At 70.3% G+C, this 16,939-nt stretch carries 15 protein-coding genes; 7 read left to right on the forward strand and 8 right to left on the reverse strand.

Annotated features, from left to right (window positions below; translation table 11 throughout):
• Positions 1–13: 13 nt before the first annotated feature.
• The 6 genes from ACWAUG_RS04770 to ACWAUG_RS04795 form a co-directional block, all read right to left on the reverse strand.
• Entirely contained in the window at positions 14–1,726 is a 1,713-nt protein-coding gene (locus ACWAUG_RS04770; protein WP_460801615.1) for an acetyl/propionyl/methylcrotonyl-CoA carboxylase subunit alpha, read from the reverse strand.
• Positions 1,723–3,273, reverse strand: a complete 1,551-nt coding sequence (locus ACWAUG_RS04775) for a 5-oxoprolinase subunit B/C family protein (RefSeq protein ID WP_460801616.1) — start codon at positions 3,271–3,273, stop codon at positions 1,723–1,725. The genes ACWAUG_RS04770 and ACWAUG_RS04775 overlap by 4 nt, the downstream gene beginning before the upstream one ends.
• Complete coding sequence (locus ACWAUG_RS04780; RefSeq protein WP_460801618.1) at positions 3,273–4,073, reverse strand: putative hydro-lyase; 801 nt, start codon at positions 4,071–4,073, stop codon at positions 3,273–3,275. Before ACWAUG_RS04780 ends, ACWAUG_RS04775 begins: the two co-directional genes overlap by 1 nt.
• A 1-nt stretch (position 4,074) precedes the next feature.
• Entirely contained in the window at positions 4,075–4,851 is a 777-nt protein-coding gene (locus ACWAUG_RS04785; RefSeq protein WP_460801620.1) for a LamB/YcsF family protein, read from the reverse strand.
• Between the two features lie 2 nt (positions 4,852–4,853).
• A complete protein-coding gene (locus tag ACWAUG_RS04790; RefSeq protein WP_460801621.1) occupies positions 4,854–6,113 on the reverse strand; it encodes an NRAMP family divalent metal transporter in 1,260 nt (419 codons plus the stop codon).
• Between the two features lie 137 nt (positions 6,114–6,250).
• The gene (locus ACWAUG_RS04795; RefSeq protein WP_460801623.1) at positions 6,251–8,278 is read right to left on the reverse strand and encodes an FUSC family protein; all 2,028 of its coding nucleotides are present in this window, start codon (positions 8,276–8,278) and stop codon (positions 6,251–6,253) included.
• Between the two features lie 107 nt (positions 8,279–8,385).
• Here ACWAUG_RS04795 and ACWAUG_RS04800 point away from each other — a divergent pair, with 107 nt between their 5' ends.
• Positions 8,386–9,033, forward strand: coding sequence for a GntR family transcriptional regulator (locus ACWAUG_RS04800; RefSeq protein WP_298041561.1), 648 nt, complete (start codon positions 8,386–8,388; stop codon positions 9,031–9,033).
• Between the two features lie 28 nt (positions 9,034–9,061).
• Positions 9,062–9,925, forward strand: a complete 864-nt coding sequence (locus tag ACWAUG_RS04805; protein WP_298041559.1) for a VOC family protein — start codon at positions 9,062–9,064, stop codon at positions 9,923–9,925.
• A gap of 10 nt (positions 9,926–9,935) precedes the next feature.
• On the opposite strand, the gene ACWAUG_RS04810 is transcribed toward ACWAUG_RS04805, so the two are convergent.
• Both ACWAUG_RS04810 and ACWAUG_RS04815 read right to left on the reverse strand, forming a co-directional pair.
• A complete protein-coding gene (locus tag ACWAUG_RS04810; protein WP_460801625.1) occupies positions 9,936–10,931 on the reverse strand; it encodes a LacI family DNA-binding transcriptional regulator in 996 nt (331 codons plus the stop codon).
• A gap of 21 nt (positions 10,932–10,952) precedes the next feature.
• On the reverse strand, positions 10,953–12,404 hold the full coding sequence (locus tag ACWAUG_RS04815) for a GH1 family beta-glucosidase (protein WP_298040893.1): 1,452 nt from the start codon (positions 12,402–12,404) through the stop codon (positions 10,953–10,955).
• A 74-nt stretch (positions 12,405–12,478) separates the two neighbouring features.
• Between ACWAUG_RS04815 and ACWAUG_RS04820 the strand changes: the two genes are divergently transcribed.
• The 5 genes from ACWAUG_RS04820 (at position 12,479) to ACWAUG_RS04840 (ending at position 16,835) form a co-directional block, all read left to right on the forward strand.
• The gene (locus tag ACWAUG_RS04820; RefSeq protein WP_298040891.1) at positions 12,479–13,009 is read left to right on the forward strand and encodes an adenine phosphoribosyltransferase; all 531 of its coding nucleotides are present in this window, start codon (positions 12,479–12,481) and stop codon (positions 13,007–13,009) included.
• A 72-nt stretch (positions 13,010–13,081) separates the two neighbouring features.
• Entirely contained in the window at positions 13,082–13,330 is a 249-nt protein-coding gene (purS, locus tag ACWAUG_RS04825) for a phosphoribosylformylglycinamidine synthase subunit PurS (RefSeq protein ID WP_460801628.1), read from the forward strand.
• Positions 13,327–14,034, forward strand: coding sequence for a phosphoribosylformylglycinamidine synthase subunit PurQ (gene purQ / locus ACWAUG_RS04830; RefSeq protein WP_298040888.1), 708 nt, complete (start codon positions 13,327–13,329; stop codon positions 14,032–14,034). Before purS ends, purQ begins: the two co-directional genes overlap by 4 nt.
• Positions 14,035–14,212: 178 nt before the next feature.
• Positions 14,213–15,139: a 2-hydroxyacid dehydrogenase gene (locus ACWAUG_RS04835; RefSeq protein WP_460801630.1), complete on the forward strand. Its 927-nt coding sequence runs from the start codon at positions 14,213–14,215 to the stop codon at positions 15,137–15,139.
• Between the two features lie 37 nt (positions 15,140–15,176).
• Complete coding sequence (locus ACWAUG_RS04840) at positions 15,177–16,835, forward strand: glycoside hydrolase family 13 protein (protein WP_460801631.1); 1,659 nt, start codon at positions 15,177–15,179, stop codon at positions 16,833–16,835.
• Positions 16,836–16,939: the final 104 nt, after the last annotated feature.

Below are 16,939 nucleotides of genomic sequence, written 5' to 3' on the forward strand. Positions count from 1 at the left end.
CGCCGGTCCTGCCTCAGCCGATGCGGCCGATCACGGCGTCCGCGGCGACCATGTCGCCGACGGCGGCCGACTGGCTCAGCACACCGGCGCGGTGGGCGGCGACCGGGGTCTCCATCTTCATCGCGTCGAGCACGGCGACCGTATCGCCCTCGGCGACGGATGCTCCGTCGTCGACCGTCCAGCGCACGAGGCTGCCGGGCGCGGGCGTGCGCAGCTCGGCGGGGTCGGCCGCGGCAGGCGCTTCACCGGCAGGAGCACCCGCGGCGAATCCGCGCAGCAGCGCGGCCGGAACCCCGAGCACCACGCGGCGGCCGTCGATCTCGACGCCGAAGCGCTGCAGGCCGGTGTCCTCCACGGGTGCGGGGCGCAGCTGCGGCTCGAGCCGCGGCAGCAGGGCCGATTCGATCCACTGCGTGTGCACGGCGAAGCCGTCGGTGGCGAACTCGGGCTGGTCGATCGCGAGGCGGTCGAAGCCGATGACGGTCGCGGGTCCTTCCACCGAGAGCTCGCGCAGCGCACGGCGGGCGCGCACGAGCGCGGCGTCGCGGGAGTCCGCGTGCACGATGAGCTTCGCGATCATCGAGTCGAACGCGGGCTGTACGGCGTCTCCCGCCTCGATGCCGCTGTCCCAGCGCACACCGGGGCCGCCGGGAACCCGCAGCACGGTGACGACGGCGGGGCTGGGCAGGAAGCCGCGGCCCGGGTCCTCGGCGTTGATGCGGAACTCGAACGCGTGACCGGCGGGCTCAGGAGTCGCGGAGAACGAGATGCCCTCGCCGTTCGCGATGCGGAACTGCTCGCGCACGAGGTCGACGCCGGTGACGAGCTCGGTGACCGGATGCTCGACCTGCAGGCGCGTGTTCACCTCGAGGAACGAGATCGTGCCGTCGGCGGCGAGCAGGAACTCGACGGTTCCCGCGCCCCGGTACGACACCTCGCCGCACACCCGGCGGGCGGCGTCGTGGATCTCGGCGCGCTGCGCCTCGGTGAGCCCGGGCGCCGGCGCCTCTTCGATGAGCTTCTGGTTGCGGCGCTGCATCGAGCAGTCCCGGTCGCCGACGACGACCACGGTGCCCGTGCCGTCGCCGAGGACCTGCACCTCGATGTGGCGGGGGCTCTCCAGGAACCGCTCCACGAAGCACTCCCCGCGTCCGAAGGCGACGACGGCCTCGCGAGTGGCGGCGTCGAACGCCTCGGCCACCTCGTCGAGCTCGCGCACGACCTTGAGCCCGCGTCCTCCGCCGCCGAACGCGGCCTTGATCGCGATGGGCAGGCCGTGCTGCTCGGCGAATGCGACGGCCTCGGCGGGGCCGGCCAGCGGCTCATCGGTGCCGGCGGCGAGAGGCGCGGAGACCTTCTGGGCGATGCGGCGAGCGGTCATCTTGTCGCCCAGGGCGTCGATGCTCGCCGGCGTCGGGCCGATCCAGGTGAGGCCTGCGTCCTCGACGGCGCGCGCGAATGCGGCACTCTCGGAGAGGAATCCGTATCCGGGGTGCACGGCGTCCGCGCCGGAGCGGCGAGCCGCATCCAGCAGCGCGTCGATCGACAGGTACGTGTCGGCGGCGGTCGCCCCGCCCAGCCCCACGGCCTCGTCGGCGAGGCGCACGTGCATGGCCTCGGAATCCTGGTCGGCGTACACGGCGACCGAGCCGTAGCCCGCCTCGGCGCATGCGCGGATCACGCGGACCGCGATCTCGCCGCGGTTGGCGATCAGAACCTTCTTCATGACAGACCTTCTTCGATGCGGAAACGGATGCGGGCGCCCGGTGGCAGCTGGGCGGCGAGGTCCAGGCTGCGGTCGGTGAGCGCACCGATGATGGGGTAGCCGCCGGTGAGCGGGTGGTCGGGCAGGAACAGCACGGGCTGTCCGTCGGCGGGCACCTGGATGGCGCCGGTCACGGCGCCCTCGCTGGGCAGTTCGCCGTTGCGGGCGCGCTCGAGCGCGACCTCGCCCTGGATGCGGATGCCGACCCGGTCGGAACGCGGCGTGACCAGCCATTCCTGCGTGATCAGCGTCTCGATGGCGGCGGGCGTGAACCAGTCGTCGCGCGGGCCGAGGGTGATCGTCAGGTCGACGAGGTCGCCGGATGCCGGGAGGTCCCGCTCCGCCGCAACCGGGTCGACGGCGCCACGGGCGCGATCGCCGATCGCGATGATGTCTCCGGCGACGAGCGGTGCGGGTCCGAGGCCGGCGAGCGTATCGCTGGCGGCACTGCCCAGAGCGGATGCCGCATCCACTCCCCCGCGGACGGCGAGGACGTAGCGCATGCCGCGGGTCGGGTGCGCGAGCGAGATCTCGTCGCCGTCGACGGTGGCGAACGGGATGCCGTGCGGGATGCTGCGGCCCAGGCCCGCGGCATCCGTCACCGTGATCTCGCCGACCGCTCCGGTGACCGCGGCGACGCCGTCTCCATGGCAGCGCAGCGTCACGGCCCCCACACTCTCGAGCACGGCCGCGGCGGGGTCGTTGCCGACCGCGCGGTTCGCGTCGCGCATGGCGGTGCGGTCGGCGACGCCGGATGCCGAGACGCCGAGGGCGGCGTGGCCGGGGCGGCCGGTGTCCTGAATGAGGAGCTGGAGGGACGGGCGGACGACCTCGACGGCGGAGGCGCCTTCGATGCGCTCACGCCGTTTCGTCTCGCTCGCCACCGGGTGCGAAGACGAGCCGCGCACGGCCCGCTCGAACCGCACGACGGTCCCCGGTGCGAGCAGCGCCGGCGGGTCGCGGTCGATGTCCCACATGACGGCATCCGTGCGGCCGATGAGCTGCCAGCCGCCGGGGCTCTCGCGCGGGTAGACGCCCGTGAAGGCGCCGGCGAGGGCGACGGACCCGGCCGGCACCCGGGTGCGCGGCGAGGAGCGCCGGGGCACCTCGAACAGGGGGTCGTCGCCGACGATGTAGCCGAATCCGGGCGCGAAGCCCGAGAACGCGACCCGCCAGTTCGCCGACAGGTGGCGGGAGACGAGCTCCTCGGCGGAGACGCCGAGCAGGCCCGCGGCCTCGTCGAGGTCCTCCCCGTCGTAGTGCACGGGCACGACGACCTCGCCCGCCGTCTGCTCGTGCTCGCCGTCGACCTCGATCGCCTCGAGGGCTGCGGCGAGCGCCGCGGCCGAGGTGCGCACGGGGTCGAAGCGAACGAGCACGGTGCGTGCGCCGGGGATGCGCTCGATGATGCCGGGCACGCTGTCCCAGGCGAGGTGGAAGCGCATCGCCTCGTCGAGGTCGGCGGCTTCGACGAGGAGGGCGCGGTCGGATGCTGTGAGGATGCGCATCAGACGATGTACTCCGCATCCGGCACGTCGGTGATGAACATGTACCCGGGCGAGTGGGTGACGGCGAACGGTGGCTGGGAGGCCATGATCGCCGCCTGCGGGGTGACGCCGCAGGCCCAGAACACGGGCACTTCGCCGTCGCGGACCACGGGGGCGTCGCCGAAATCGGGGTTCGACAGGTCGACGATGCCGAGCGATGCGGGGTCGCCGACGTGCACGGGAGCGCCGTGCACCGCGGGGGTGCGGCCGGTGATCTGCACGGCATCCGCCACCTGCCGCGCAGGGATCGGACGCATGGAGACGACCATCTCGCCTCGGAGGCGTCCGGCAGGCGTGCACTCGATGTTCGTGCGGTACATCGGCACGTTGCGGCCGAGCTCCTGGTGGCGGATCGGGATGCCGGCCTCGGTGAGGCCGGTCTCGAACGTGAAGCTGCATCCGATGAGGAAGGCGACGAGATCCGGGTGCTCCGCCCACGCGGCGCGGGCGTCCGTGGTCTCCTCGGCGAGCACGCCGTCGCGCCAGATCCGGTAGCTGCCGATGTCGGTGCGGATGTCGCTGCCGGGGGCGAGCGCCGACTCGACGGCGCCCTGCTCGATGACGTCGATGACGGGGCAGGCCTTCTGGTTGCGCTGCGTGTACAGCAGCGTCTCGAAGGCCCAGTCGGCGGGGACGGCGATGAGGTTGGCCTGGGTGAGACCGGTCGCCACCCCGCTGGTCGGTGCGGATTCGCCGGCACGGTAGGCGGCGCGCGCTGCGCGGGCCGCGGCGAGCTGGGCGGGGGTGGCGAGCACGGTCATGTCAGGCTCCTGCTCCGGGTCCGGCGAAGGGGGCGATGCGGATTCCCTCGGCCTCGAGCATCCTCTTCGTGGCGGCGGCCATCGCGATGGATCCGGGGCTGTCGCCGTGCACGCAGATCGACTGGGCGTCGACGCGCACGTCGGTGCCGTCGATCGCACGGATGACGCCCTCGGACGCCAGGCGCACCATGCGCTCGGCGACCGCGTCGGCGTCGTGCAGGACGGCGCCCGCCTCGGCGCGCGAGACGAGCTGTCCGTCCGGCTGGTAGGCGCGGTCGGCGAACGCCTCGGCGGCGGTCTCGAGACCGGCGCGCTCGGCGACGTCGAGCACGACGCCGCCGGCGAGGCCGAGCAGCACGAGGTTCGGGTCGATGGCCTTGATGGCGGCGACGACGTCCTTCGACTGCCGCTCGTCGCGGGCGATGGTGTTGTACAGCGCGCCGTGCGGCTTGACGTACGACACCGCACCGCCGACGGCCGAGGTGAGGCCGATCAGCGCGCCGAGCTGGTACTCGACGTGCGCCTGCAGGGTGGCCGAGTCGATGTCCACCTTCGTGCGACCGAAGTTCTCGTAGTCGCGGTAGCCGGGGTGCGCGCCGATGACGACACCGCCGGCGACGGCCGCGGCGAGCGTCTCGCGGATGCCCTCGGGGCTTCCCGCGTGGAATCCGCACGACACGTTGGCGCTGGTGACGATCTCGAGCATGCTGGCATCGTCGCTGACGATGCGGTCGGGCACGTTCTCGCCGAGGTCGGAGTTCAGGTCGATGACGGCCATGCTTATGCTCCGATTCCGAGGAAGGCGAAGATCGGGCCGACCGAGACGATGCCCATGTACCAGGTGAGCAGAGTCACGAGGGTGCCGGCGATGAGCAGCCACATCGGGTACTTGCGGGCGCCGAGCAAGTCGCGGCGGAACCAGCCGATGTACATGAACACCGTGAGACCGATCGGCAGGATGAGGCCGTTGAAGCCACCGACGAAGACGAGGATCGCCGCGGGTGCGGTGCCGATGAGCAGGTAGACGATCAACGAGACGACGATGAACGCGACGGTGCCGATCTGCAGCGGCCAGCCGCCGAGCATCTTCTTGTTGAACGTCGACAGGAACGTCGCGGAGGTGTACGCCGCGCCGATGACGGAGCTGAGCGCCGCGGCCCAGAAGATCGCACCGAAGATGCGCAGGCCTGCGTCGCCGAGGACCACTCCGAAGGCCTGACCGGCCGGGTTCGCAGCCTGGCTCGAGAGGTCGAGCGCGACGCCGGATGCCACGACGCCGAGGATCGCGAGGAAGAGCACGTAGCGCATGACGCCGATGATGAGGATGCCGTTGAGGGCTGCGCGCATGACACCGGGGGCGTGCTTCGGGCCGACCTGGCCGGAGTCGAGGTAGCGGTGGGCGCCCGAGTAGGTGATGTATCCGCCGACCGTGCCGCCGACGATCGTGGTGATGGTGGCGAAGTTCAGCTCATCGGGGACGAACGTCTGGCGCAGGGCGTCGCCGACCGGGGGCTGGGCGATGATCGCGACGATCACGGTCATCGCGATCATGCCGATGCCGAGGATGACCAGGACGATGTCCATGACCTTCCCGGCCTTCTTGATGAGGAAGATGATGATCGCGAGCGCACCGGTCAGCAGGCCGCCGATCTTCGGGTCGACGCCGAGCAGGGCGTTCAGGCCCAGGCCGCCACCGGCGATGTTGCCGATGTTGAAGGCGAGGCCGCCGATGACGACGAGGATGGCGATGACGTGTCCCGAGTAGGGGATCGCCGAGTTGGCGAGCTCGCCGGCGCGCTTGCCGGACGAGGTGATCATGCGCCAGATGTTCAGCTGCACGGCGATGTCGATGATGATCGACACGAGGATCGCGAAGGCGAAGGATGCCCCCATGGTCGCGGTGAACGTCGCGGTCTGGGTGATGAAGCCGGGACCGATGGCGCTGGTGGCCATCAGGAAGATCGCGCCGATGACGGCGCTGCGGCCTACGCGCTTCTTGACTGCGGCGAGCTGCGCGTCAGTCTGTGTCTGCTCTGACATTGGAGGTGATCCCATCGTCTCTGTTGGGTGTCGGATGACACCGAGTGTAGAACATGCTGAGGCCGATTGTTCTACAACAATGTTTCCGGCATGCTACGAGAATTCACACGGTGTCTAACATGCCCGTCCCACCGCCGTCAGCGTCTCTCGCGCGCGGCAGACCCTCCGTCGTCGACGATCGCCCTCATGCGCGTCATCGCCCACTCGATGCGGGTGAGCGCCATGATCGCGGGAGATCCGTCGCGACGATCGTCACGGCGCTCTTCGACTGCCGCGGGAACCGTTTCTGCGTCATCGCGACCGCGCTCCAGGCGGGCGCGCGTCCGCTCCGCCGCGGCGCGCGCCGCAGTGATCGCTTCCCGCACCGCCGACGCGTCGGCCACGGGTCCGGGCTTCCCCTCGCGCACGAGCTGGGAGAAGCGCGTGGCCGATAGCGTCGTGAAGTGCATGAGGTGGAGCGCCGATTCCTCGACAGCCTGCCTGCGGCCCACGAGGAATGCCGTCGACATCGCCGCCACGGTCTGATCGAGGCCGGCCTGCGCCGCGTCGAGCGCACGCACCGATGCGAGCCGGCCCCCGTTGGACGCACGCGCGGCGATCGTGTCGTCGCCGGCGCGCAGGAGGTCGTCGAGGGCGTCGAAGTAGGCACCGATCTTCGTCAGCAGCGCGGGCTTCGAGCTCGACGACAGGATCAGGTAGGCGCACAGCACGCCGATCACCGCGCCGACGACGGTCTCCTCGATGCGCAGCTCGATAAGGGAACGGTTCAGAACCCCGAGCATGTCGAACAGGGCGATGAGCATCACGGTCACGAAGAATGACGAGTACGCGTAGTTGAGCGGGCCGAAATACAGCATCCCGAAAATGGCGATGGCGCAGATCGCGATGATGCCGATGCTGTTGCCGTGCGCCAGGTAGGCGAGCAGCGCACCGACGGCGATGCCGAGCACCGTTCCGATGATCCGACGATAGGCCCGGGTGAGGATGTTGCTACGCGTGGTGGCGGTCATGAAGACGAGGAATGCGGTCAGCACGGCCCAGTACCACCGGGATGCCGAGATGGCTTCGCCGACGCCGGTCGCGATCAGTGCCGCGATCGAGGCCTGCACCGCCAACCGCGTGGTCGGTGCCCACTGCCGCCATGCCCTCCAACTCGCGGACGGCTCGGCGTTCGCGGTGCTCACGGGCGCCCGTTCGGGCTGCGGCTCGATCGCGGACTGGCGGTCGCCGGAGACCTCGATCGCACGCAGCCGGAAATGCGCCCGGGTGCTCTGGGCGATCAGGTCGCCGCCGTTCTCCGCGCGCTCCGCCCATGCACCGGCAGCGGCTACCCGGCCGGGTGCAGCGTGCGGATCGAGCACAGCGAGCAGGGACGGGAGCGTCGGCGGGGCCGATCCCCCGCGGACCAGTTCGTCGCACACCTCCTCGACATAGGCCCGGGCATCCAGAGCGAGCTCACCCAGATCCCGCTCGGAGACATCCGTGTAGCGGGCGGTGGGATAGTCGTGCTGCCAGGTCGTGATCGCCTGGCCGACGGCATCCAGGCGAGCCAAGCGCCGGCGCACCGTGCGCCGATGCTCGGGGCGGGTCGCGGCGTGGAGCGCCGCCGCGGAGGCCACTCGCAGCTCGGCGAGCAGCACCTCGAGCTGACGGCGGGGACGGCGGAGCATCAGGAACAGGCGCACGAGGAGCTGCGTGGTGGCCGCACCCGCCGCGATCAGGCAGTACACGGGCAGCTCTGCCGCCGTGGGGTGCATGAACAGGGTGAAGAAGAAGGTGAAGAAAGCGATGGTGCCGATGGCGGTGGCCCGCGGGCCGAATCGCCGCAACCACATCGATATCCCGGCGAGCAGGACGAAGACCCCGATCATGGCGGGGCGCCATGCCGAAAGAGACGACGCGACCAGGACGGTGGCGACGATGACCGGCGGAAGCAGAGCGGCCGTGACCGAGCGGCTCGCCGGGCTGGGCCCCTTGACGACGTTGCCCGCCAGCATCGAGAGGAAGACGCCCATGACGAGGAACGCCCCATCCGCGTGGAGGACGCGGATGACGGACGAGGCGAAGAGGGCGCTGGCGAGCACGCCCGTGACCACGGAGACGGCGGATACGAGCCGAGCCCGACCGGGGTCCCGCGCACCGATGACGTCCGAGATGCGCCCCATCTTCTTCTCCCCCGTACTGCCGCGTATGCGTCGTCGCCGAGGAACCCAGTACGGGCCGACGGCTACGCAAATGCTACGAGAATTCGCACGGCGTCTAACATGAATGCGTGAACCAACAGGGCCCCTTGGCGGATGTGCTGCGCCAGAGCATCATCGATGGCGAATTCGCACCGGGATCCCGCCTCTCGGAATCGGCCCTGTGCGAGCGGTTCGCCGTTTCGCGCAACACCCTGCGCGAGGCGTTCCGGGTGCTCGCCGAGCAGAGCCTGATCGAGCACGTCCCCTATCGCGGCGTATCGGTGGCCTCGCCCGACATGGCCGCCGTGATCGACATCTACCGAGCCCGCCGCGTGATCGAGTCCACGGCCCTGCGCCAGTGCGAGCCGGAGCATCCGGCCGTCCTCCGCATGCGCGACGCTCTCGATGATGCCGAGCGCCACCTCGCCGCCGGTGATTGGCGGTTGGTGGGAAGCGCGAACATGGCGTTCCACGAGGCGATCGTCGATCTCGCCGACAGCGCGCGCCTCGCGCGCATCTATCGCGACCTCGCCGCCGAGATGCGCCTCGTCTTCCTGGAGATCGACGACCCGCGCGCGCTGCACGAGCCCTTCGTCCGCAAGAATCGCACGGTGCTGACGGCACTGCTCGAGCAGGGACCGGATGCCGCGGCCACGGCCCTCGAGGGGTACCTCGTATCGTCGGAGCGGGTCGTGCTCGGGGCGTTCTCGAGAATGGGTCGCGGTCAGCGGGAATAGATCCCGGATGCCGCGGGTTCCATCCATCATGAATGAAAAACTTGCCGCGGCAACGACCATGGGAGCCGTCACCCTCTTCGTCGCCGACCTCGATGCGATGACGGCCTTCTACCGCGATGTCGTCACCCTTGAGGTGCTCAGCGCCGAGGGCAACGCCGTCGTGCTCGGCCGCGCCGGCATCCCCATCGTGATCCTGCAGCACGAACCGGGACTGAAGACCGCCGCCGCGGGATCCGCCGGCCTCTTCCACACCGCGATCCTCTTCGAGTCGCAGACGGCCCTCGCCGCCGCCCTCCTGTCGGTCGCCCAGCGCGCACCGCAGTACTTCACCGGCAGCGCCGATCACCTCGTCAGCCAGGCCTTCTACCTCAACGACCCCGAGGGCAACGGCATCGAGCTGTACTGGGACCGCGACCGCTCGGAGTGGTCATGGACGCACGGACAGGTCGAGATGGCGACGCTCTACCTCGACCCCAACACCTTCCTCCAGGAGCATCTCACCGAGGAGGCCGCCGCCGGCAGCACCGCGAAGGATGCCGCCCAGATCGGCCATGTGCACCTCTCCGTCGGCGACGTGAAGACCGCGCGCGAGTTCTACGTGCGCCAGCTCGGTTTCGAGGCGACCCTGTCGATGGCCGACCAGGCGCTGTTCGTCAGCGCCGGCGGATACCACCACCACATGGCCATGAACATCTGGAACTCCCGCGGCGCCGGCCCCCGCATGCCCGCCCTCGGCCTCGGCCGCGTCGACCTCGCCCTGCCGAACGCCGACGCCCTCGGAGAGCTCGGCGAGCGCCTCGCCCACTTCGGCAATCAGGTCGCCGACGACGGGAAAACGCTGACCTTCACCGACCCGTGGAACAACACGCTGACGGCGGAACTCGCGCGCTGACGCCCAGGCGTCACGCCGAGGCCCGTACCACCAGTTCGGTGCCGAGGATCGTGACCGATGGCGGCTCCTCGCCGCGCAGCCGCGCCATGAGCACGCCGGCCATGGTCTCGCCCATCGCGTACATGGGCTGGCGCACGGTCGTCAGCGGAGGGTCGGTCGCGACGGCGATGGCGGAGTCGTCGAAGCCGATGATCGCGACATCCTCGGGCACGCGGAGCCCGGCTGCCCGCAGCACGCCGAGGGCACCCCGGGCCATGAGGTCGCTCGCGATGAAGATCGCGTCCGGCGTTGCCTCCGCGAGCAGTCGGCGAGCAGCATCCGCCCCGCTCCTCTCGGAGAAGTCCCCGACCTCCTCCCCGGCGGGCGCGAGTCCGGCATCCGCCAGCGCAGAGCGGAAACCCGCAATCCGGTCGACGGAGGCGAGCATGGAATCGGGCCCCGTGATCGTTGCGATGCGGGTGCGTCCCGTGCTGATGAGGTGCTCGGTCGCCGTGCGCGCCGCGGCGACGTTGTCGACGTCGACGACGAACTCGCTCGCGCCCTGACGCATGGGCCGGCCGCCCCACACCACGGGCACCGCCTCGGCGATGCGCTCCACAAAAGCGTCGTCGGTGTGGTGCGAGACGATCAGCGCGCCGTCGACGCCCCCGTTGCGCACGAAACCGGTCATCTTGCCGCCCGGGTCGTCGCCCGCCACGAGGAGGTTCAGCAGATAGTCGGATCCGGCGAGCGCCCCCGTGATGCCGGCGACGATCTCGGCGAAGAACGGGTCGCCGAAGAAGCGGGTGGTGTCCTCGGGGACGATCAGCGCGATCGCGTGCGTCTGGCGCGACGCCAGGGAGCGGGCGGCCCGGTTGGGCACGTATCCCAGCCGTTCGATCGCGGCGCGCACCGCGACGACGGCCTCGGGGCTGACCGCGCTCGCGCCGTTGACGACGCGCGAGACGGTCGAGCGTGAGACTCCGGCCGAGGCCGCGACCTCTTCGATGGTCGCCCGTACCGCCACGACTCTCCCTCCTCGCCGGGCTCAGAGGGAGCGTGCGGCGATGATGCGAGCGTACTCGTGACCGCTGTGCTTGATCGTGCGCTGCTGGGTGTCGTAGTCGACCCGCACGATCCCGAAGCGCTTGTCGTAGCCCCACGCCCATTCGAAGTTGTCCATGAGCGACCAGTAGAAGAAGCCCCGCACGTCGACGCCGGCATCCGCGGCATCCAGAACCGCCCCCAGGTGGGCGCGCACGAAAGCCGCGCGCTCGTCGTCGTGGACGCTGCCGTCGGCGGCTGCGACATCGTCGAAGGCCGCCCCGTTCTCGGTGACGTAGAGGGCGATTCCGCGCTCGGCGGTGTACTCGTCCGAAAGTCGGCGCAGAAGGCGGGTCAGTCCTTCGGGCTGGATCTCCCATCCCTGCGCCGTGCGCGGGAGCCCCCGCTCGATGGCGTGGATGCCGGCATCCGAGGGGTAGGGGCTGCGAACCTGCCGGGACGTTCCGGGGGTTCCCGAGACCGGCGGATGCTCGGGGGCGATGCCGGCGAGAAGATCACCGTGGTAGTAGTTCACGCCCTGGGTGTCGATGGGCTGCGCGATGAGCTCGAGGTCGCCGTCGTGGATCGCCTCCTCGAAGCGGGAGACCGCGTCCGGGTCGACCGCGCGGATGTCCTCGATGATGTCGGCCGGGTACGCGGCCCGGTGTATCGGGTCGAGGAACCACCGGTTGAACTGCCCGTCGACCCGCCGCGCGGCATCGACATCGGCGGGGTTCTCGGGATCGGCCGGATCGGCGACCGTGTGGTTCAGGGTGATGCCGAGGTTGAGCGTCGCATCGCGGCCGCGCAGATCCCGGATCACAGAACCGTGCGCGAGCAGCTGATGGTGGGCGGCGAGCAGCCCCTCGGCGATGCTCTGATGCCCGGGGGCGTGCTCGCCGCCCGTGTAGGAGAGGAACGACGAGCACCACGGCTCGTTCAGCGTCGTCCACACCTTCACCCGGTCGCCGAGCGCATCGTGCACCGTGGCGGCGTAGTCGCGGAAACGCTCGACGATGTCCCTCTCGGTCCAGCCGCCGCGCTCCTGGAGCACCTGCGGCATATCCCAGTGGTAGAGCGTGAGCCAGGGCAGGATGCCGGCGCCGAGCAGTTCGTCGACGAGACGGCTGTAGAAGTCGACGCCCTCCCGGTTCACCGCTCCCCCGTCGGGACGCACGCGCGACCACGAGGTGGAGAACCGGTAGGTCTGCAGCCCGAGGTTCTTCATCAGGGCGACGTCGTCGCGGTAGCGGTGGTAGTGGTCGCAGGCTTTGGCTCCGTCATCTCCGCCGATCACCGCTCCGGGAACGCGCGCGAAGGCGTCCCAGATCGAGTCGGTGCGGCCGCCCTCCTGGGCCGCGCCCTCGATCTGATAGGCGGCGGTGGCCGCTCCGAAGAGGAAGTCATCGGGGAAACTGCGGGGCATCGTGGGCGTCCTGTCGTCGACGGCGATCATGGGAGCGCTCCCAGCGTAGACCGGGAGACGCCTGCGGGGAAGGGCCTCACAGGCACCCCGGGTACCATCGAGCAGTGCCCTCCCCTGAACTCTCCCCCGCTCTCGCCCGCGCCGAAGCACTGATCCGCAGCATCCCGGACTACCCGCAGCCCGGCATCCTGTTCCGCGACATCACACCGCTGCTCGCCGACGCCGAGGCGCTGCGCGCCACCGTCGAGGCGATCATCGAGCCCTTCGCCGGGAAGTTCGACTACATCGCGGGCCTCGAGGCCCGCGGCTTCCTCATCGCCAGCGCCGCCGCGCTCTCCGCCGGCGTCGGCCTCATCCCGATCCGCAAGGCCGGCAAGCTCCCGCGCCCCGCGGCATCCGTCGACTACGCCCTCGAATACGGCACCGCGACGATCGAGATGCACGATGACATCCCCGCAGGATCCCGCGTCCTCCTCATCGACGACGTGCTCGCCACCGGAGGAACCCTCGCCGCCGGCCGCCAGCTCATCGAGCGCCTCGGATCGCACGTCGCGGGCATCTCGGTGCTCTTCGAGATCGACGGCCTCGGCGGCCGCGAGCTCATCGGCGATCTGCACACCGTCTTCCACTCCTGAACGCGGATCGGCACGCCCGGTCGTCGCACTAGACTGGGCGTGCCCGCCTTCCCGCGAAATCCGGAGCCTCCCATGCCGACCATCGTCGTAGACGTCATGCCCAAGTCCGAGCTGCTCGACCCGCAGGGAAAGGCCGTCTCCGGCGCTTTCGCCCGCCTCGGTGTGACGAGCTTCAGCGATGTCCGCATCGGCAAGCGCTTCGAGCTGACCGTCGACGGCGAGGTCACCGACGCGGTCCTCGCCGAGGCGAAGAAGATCGCCGAAGAGGTCCTGTCGAACCAGGTCATCGAAGACGTCGTCGGCATCGAGGTCGTCGAATGACCGTGCGCATCGGGGTCATCACCTGGCCCGGATCCCTCGACGACCGCGACGCGCAGCGCGCCGTGCGTCTCGCCGGCGCCGAGCCCGTCGCCCTCTGGCACGGCTCCCACGACCTCGAGGGCGTCGACGCCCTCGTCCTTCCCGGCGGCTTCAGCTACGGCGACTACCTGCGCTCCGGCGCGATCGCCGCGCTCTCGCCGATCATGGCCGAGGTCAAGACGGCCGCCGCCGCGGGCATGCCCGTGCTCGGCATCTGCAACGGATTCCAGATGCTCGTCGAGGCGCACCTGCTGCCCGGCGGACTGATCCGCAACGACCACCAGCACTTCGTCCGCCGCGACCAGAAGCTCGTCGTCGAGAACACCTCGACCGCGTGGACCAACGAGTTCGCGCAGGGCCAGGAGATCGTCATCCCGTTGAAGAACGGCGAGGGCGGCTACATCGCCGATGACGAGACGCTCGACCGCCTCGAGGGCGAGGGCCTCGTGGCCTTCCGCTACGCGGGCGTCAACCCGAACGGCTCGCTGCGCGACATCGCCGGCATCACGAACGCCGCGGGCAACGTGGTCGGCCTCATGCCGCACCCCGAGCACGCCACCGAGGCCGGCTTCGGCCCCGACACGGCTTCCGCGATGCGCTCCGGCACCGACGGTCTCGCGTTCTTCACGAGCGCGATCGCCGCGGTCGCCCGCGTCGCCGCCTAAAGTTCTTCTACGAAGGGTCGGATGCTTCAGCATCCGGCCCTTCGTCGTTCCCGGGCGTCTTCGTCTGTTGCACGCAGCGGATGTTGTTGCGCACCGCGGAGGTTCTTCCGCGAAACCTCCGCCACGGGCAACAACCTCCGTCGGGCGCAACGCCCACCCGGCTCGATAGGCTCGGGATGTGAGCCGCTTCGTCACCGTTCCCACCGCCCGCCTCGCCGAGAACATCGGCCCGCTGCCCGAGGGCGCGGAGCTCGAGATCTGGGACATGACGTCCCCGGCCCCGCGCGAGCGCATCGACTTGGTCGTGCCGCCGTACATGGGTGCGACGAAGGTGCTGGGCGCCCTCGAGGGCGTCGATGTCGGCCTCGTGCAGAGCCAGTCGATCGGTTACGACGGGGTCGCGGATGCTCTGCCGGCGGGCATCCCGTTCGCGAACGCTTCGAGCGTGCACGAGACCTCGACCGCCGAGATCGCGCTGGCGCTGACGCTGGCCGCTCAGCGGCAGTTCCCCCGTTTCGTGCTGGCCCAGCAGCAGGGCCAGTGGTCGCCGGTCTTCGCCGAGAGCCTGGCGGATCGCAAGGTTCTGCTGGTCGGATTCGGCGGAGTGGGCGAGGCGATCGCCCTGCGCCTGGAGCCGTTCGAGATCGATCTGACGGTCGTCGCGCGCACCGCGCGCCCGGTCTGGCACGAGCGTCTCGGCCGCGTGCAGGTGCATGCGATCGACGAGCTCGCGGGCCTGCTCCCGGATGCGGAGATCGTGATCCTCGCACTTCCCGGCGGTGCGGAGACGCACCGGCTCTTCGACGAGCGGATGCTGTCGCTGCTGCCCGACGGTGCGCTCATCGTCAACGTGGGCCGCGGAACCCTCATCGACACCGATGCCCTGGTCGCCGAGAACGGCCGCATCCGGGCGGCGCTCGATGTGATCGACCCGGAACCGGTTCCGGAGGGCCATCCGCTGTGGTCGACGCCCGGCGTGCTCATCTCGCCGCACATCGGCGGCGCGTCCACCGCGATGAACCCGCGCATCGCCCGCCTGATCCGCAAGCAGATCGAGCGGATGCTGCGCGGCGAGACCCCCGCGAACATCGTCATCCCCGGCTGAGCCCCATCGCGGCGCCGGGTGCCCTAGGCTCATCGGCATGACAGGCCTCGAGCAGTTCGCAGCCCCCGGCGCCCAGTGGTGGCGCAGCGCCGTGATCTACCAGATCTATCCGCGATCGTTCGCGGATTCGACGGGGAGCGGCGTCGGCGACCTTCCGGGTATCACGAGCCGTCTCGCGGCCCTCGAGGAGCTGGGCGTCGACGCGATCTGGCTGAGCCCGTTCATGACGAGCCCGCAGAAGGACGCCGGTTACGACGTCGCGGACTATCGCGACGTCGACCCGCTGTTCGGCACGCTCGACGACTTCGATGCGATGCTCGCCGAGGCGCATGCCCGCGGCATCCGGGTCATCGTCGACCTCGTCCCGAACCATTCCAGCGACCGGCATCCGTGGTTCCAGCAGGCCCTGGCAGCCGGGCCCGGAAGCCCCGAGCGCGCCCGTTACATCTTCCGCGACGGCCGCGGCGAGAACGGAGACCTGCCGCCGAACAACTGGGAGAGCGTCTTCGGCGGCGGCATGTGGGAGCGCGTCGTCGAGGCCGATGGCACGCCGGGCCAGTGGTACCTGCACATCTTCGACGTCACCCAGCCCGACTTCGACTGGACGAACCCCGAGGTGCGGGCGGAGTTCCGCTCGGTGCTGCGGTTCTGGCTCGACCGGGGCGTCGACGGCTTCCGGGTCGACGTCGCGCACGGCATGATCAAGACCGACGGGCTGCCCGATTACATGCCGCCGGTCGAAGCCGATTCGATGGGCGGCGGCGAAGCCGATGTGCCGTACTGGGGCCAGGACGGCGTGCACGACATCTACCGCGACTGGCATCGGGTGCTCGCCGAGTACGACGGCGACCGGGCCCTCTGCGGCGAGGCGTGGCTTCCGACGCTGAAGCAGACGGCGCTGTGGGTGCGTCCCGATGAGATGCACCAGACGTTCAACTTCCCCTACATGATGACCGCGTGGGATGCCGCGAGCATCCGCGACGTGATCCGCGAATCGCTGGCGGAGTTCGGGGCGGTCGGCGCCCCGAGCACGTGGGTGCTGTCGAACCACGATGTCGTGCGGCACGCGACGCGTCTGGCGGTGACGGTCGAGAACCCGCAGGGCGATGGGCTCGGCCCCCTCTCGGCTGGCAAGCCCGATCCGGCCGTCGGGCTCTCCCGCGCCCGCGCGGCCACAGCCGTGATGCTCGCGCTCCCCGGGTCGTCGTACCTCTACCAGGGCGAGGAGCTCGGGCTTCCCGAGGCGATGGAGATCCCCGACGACCTGCGGCAGGATCCGACATGGTTCCGCTCGCAGGGCGAGCGGTACGGACGCGATGGATGCCGCGTGCCGATCCCCTGGGAGGCGGATGCCCCCGCCTACGGCTTCAACGACACCGGCGCCTCGTGGTTGCCGCAGCCGGAGGAGTGGGCGCGGTTCGCGCGCGATGCCGAGACGGCGGATGCGGCATCCACTCTCCATCTTTACCGGACGCTGCTGCGGCTGCGCCGCGAGCGGGCACTGGGTGTCGGATCGCTCGTCTGGGAGGACCGCGGAGAGGAGGCGATCGCGTTCCGCCGCGGCGACCTGCACGTCGTCGCGAACCTCGGCGCCGAGCCGATCGAGCTCGGTGATGTGACATTCCTGACCCAGAGCGAACCGTTCGAAGGCACTGCGCTGCCGACAGACACGGCGGCCTGGTTCGTCACCGACTGAGTCGGGCGAACGACCCGGCAGTGCGCCGCTGCCGGGTACAGTGGTGGGCGGAGTGTCGGGAAGCCTGGTCGACGGTGTCCTTTCCGACGACAGAGAGTTCCTCC

This window comes from Microbacterium sp. GXF6406 (assembly GCF_054798215.1).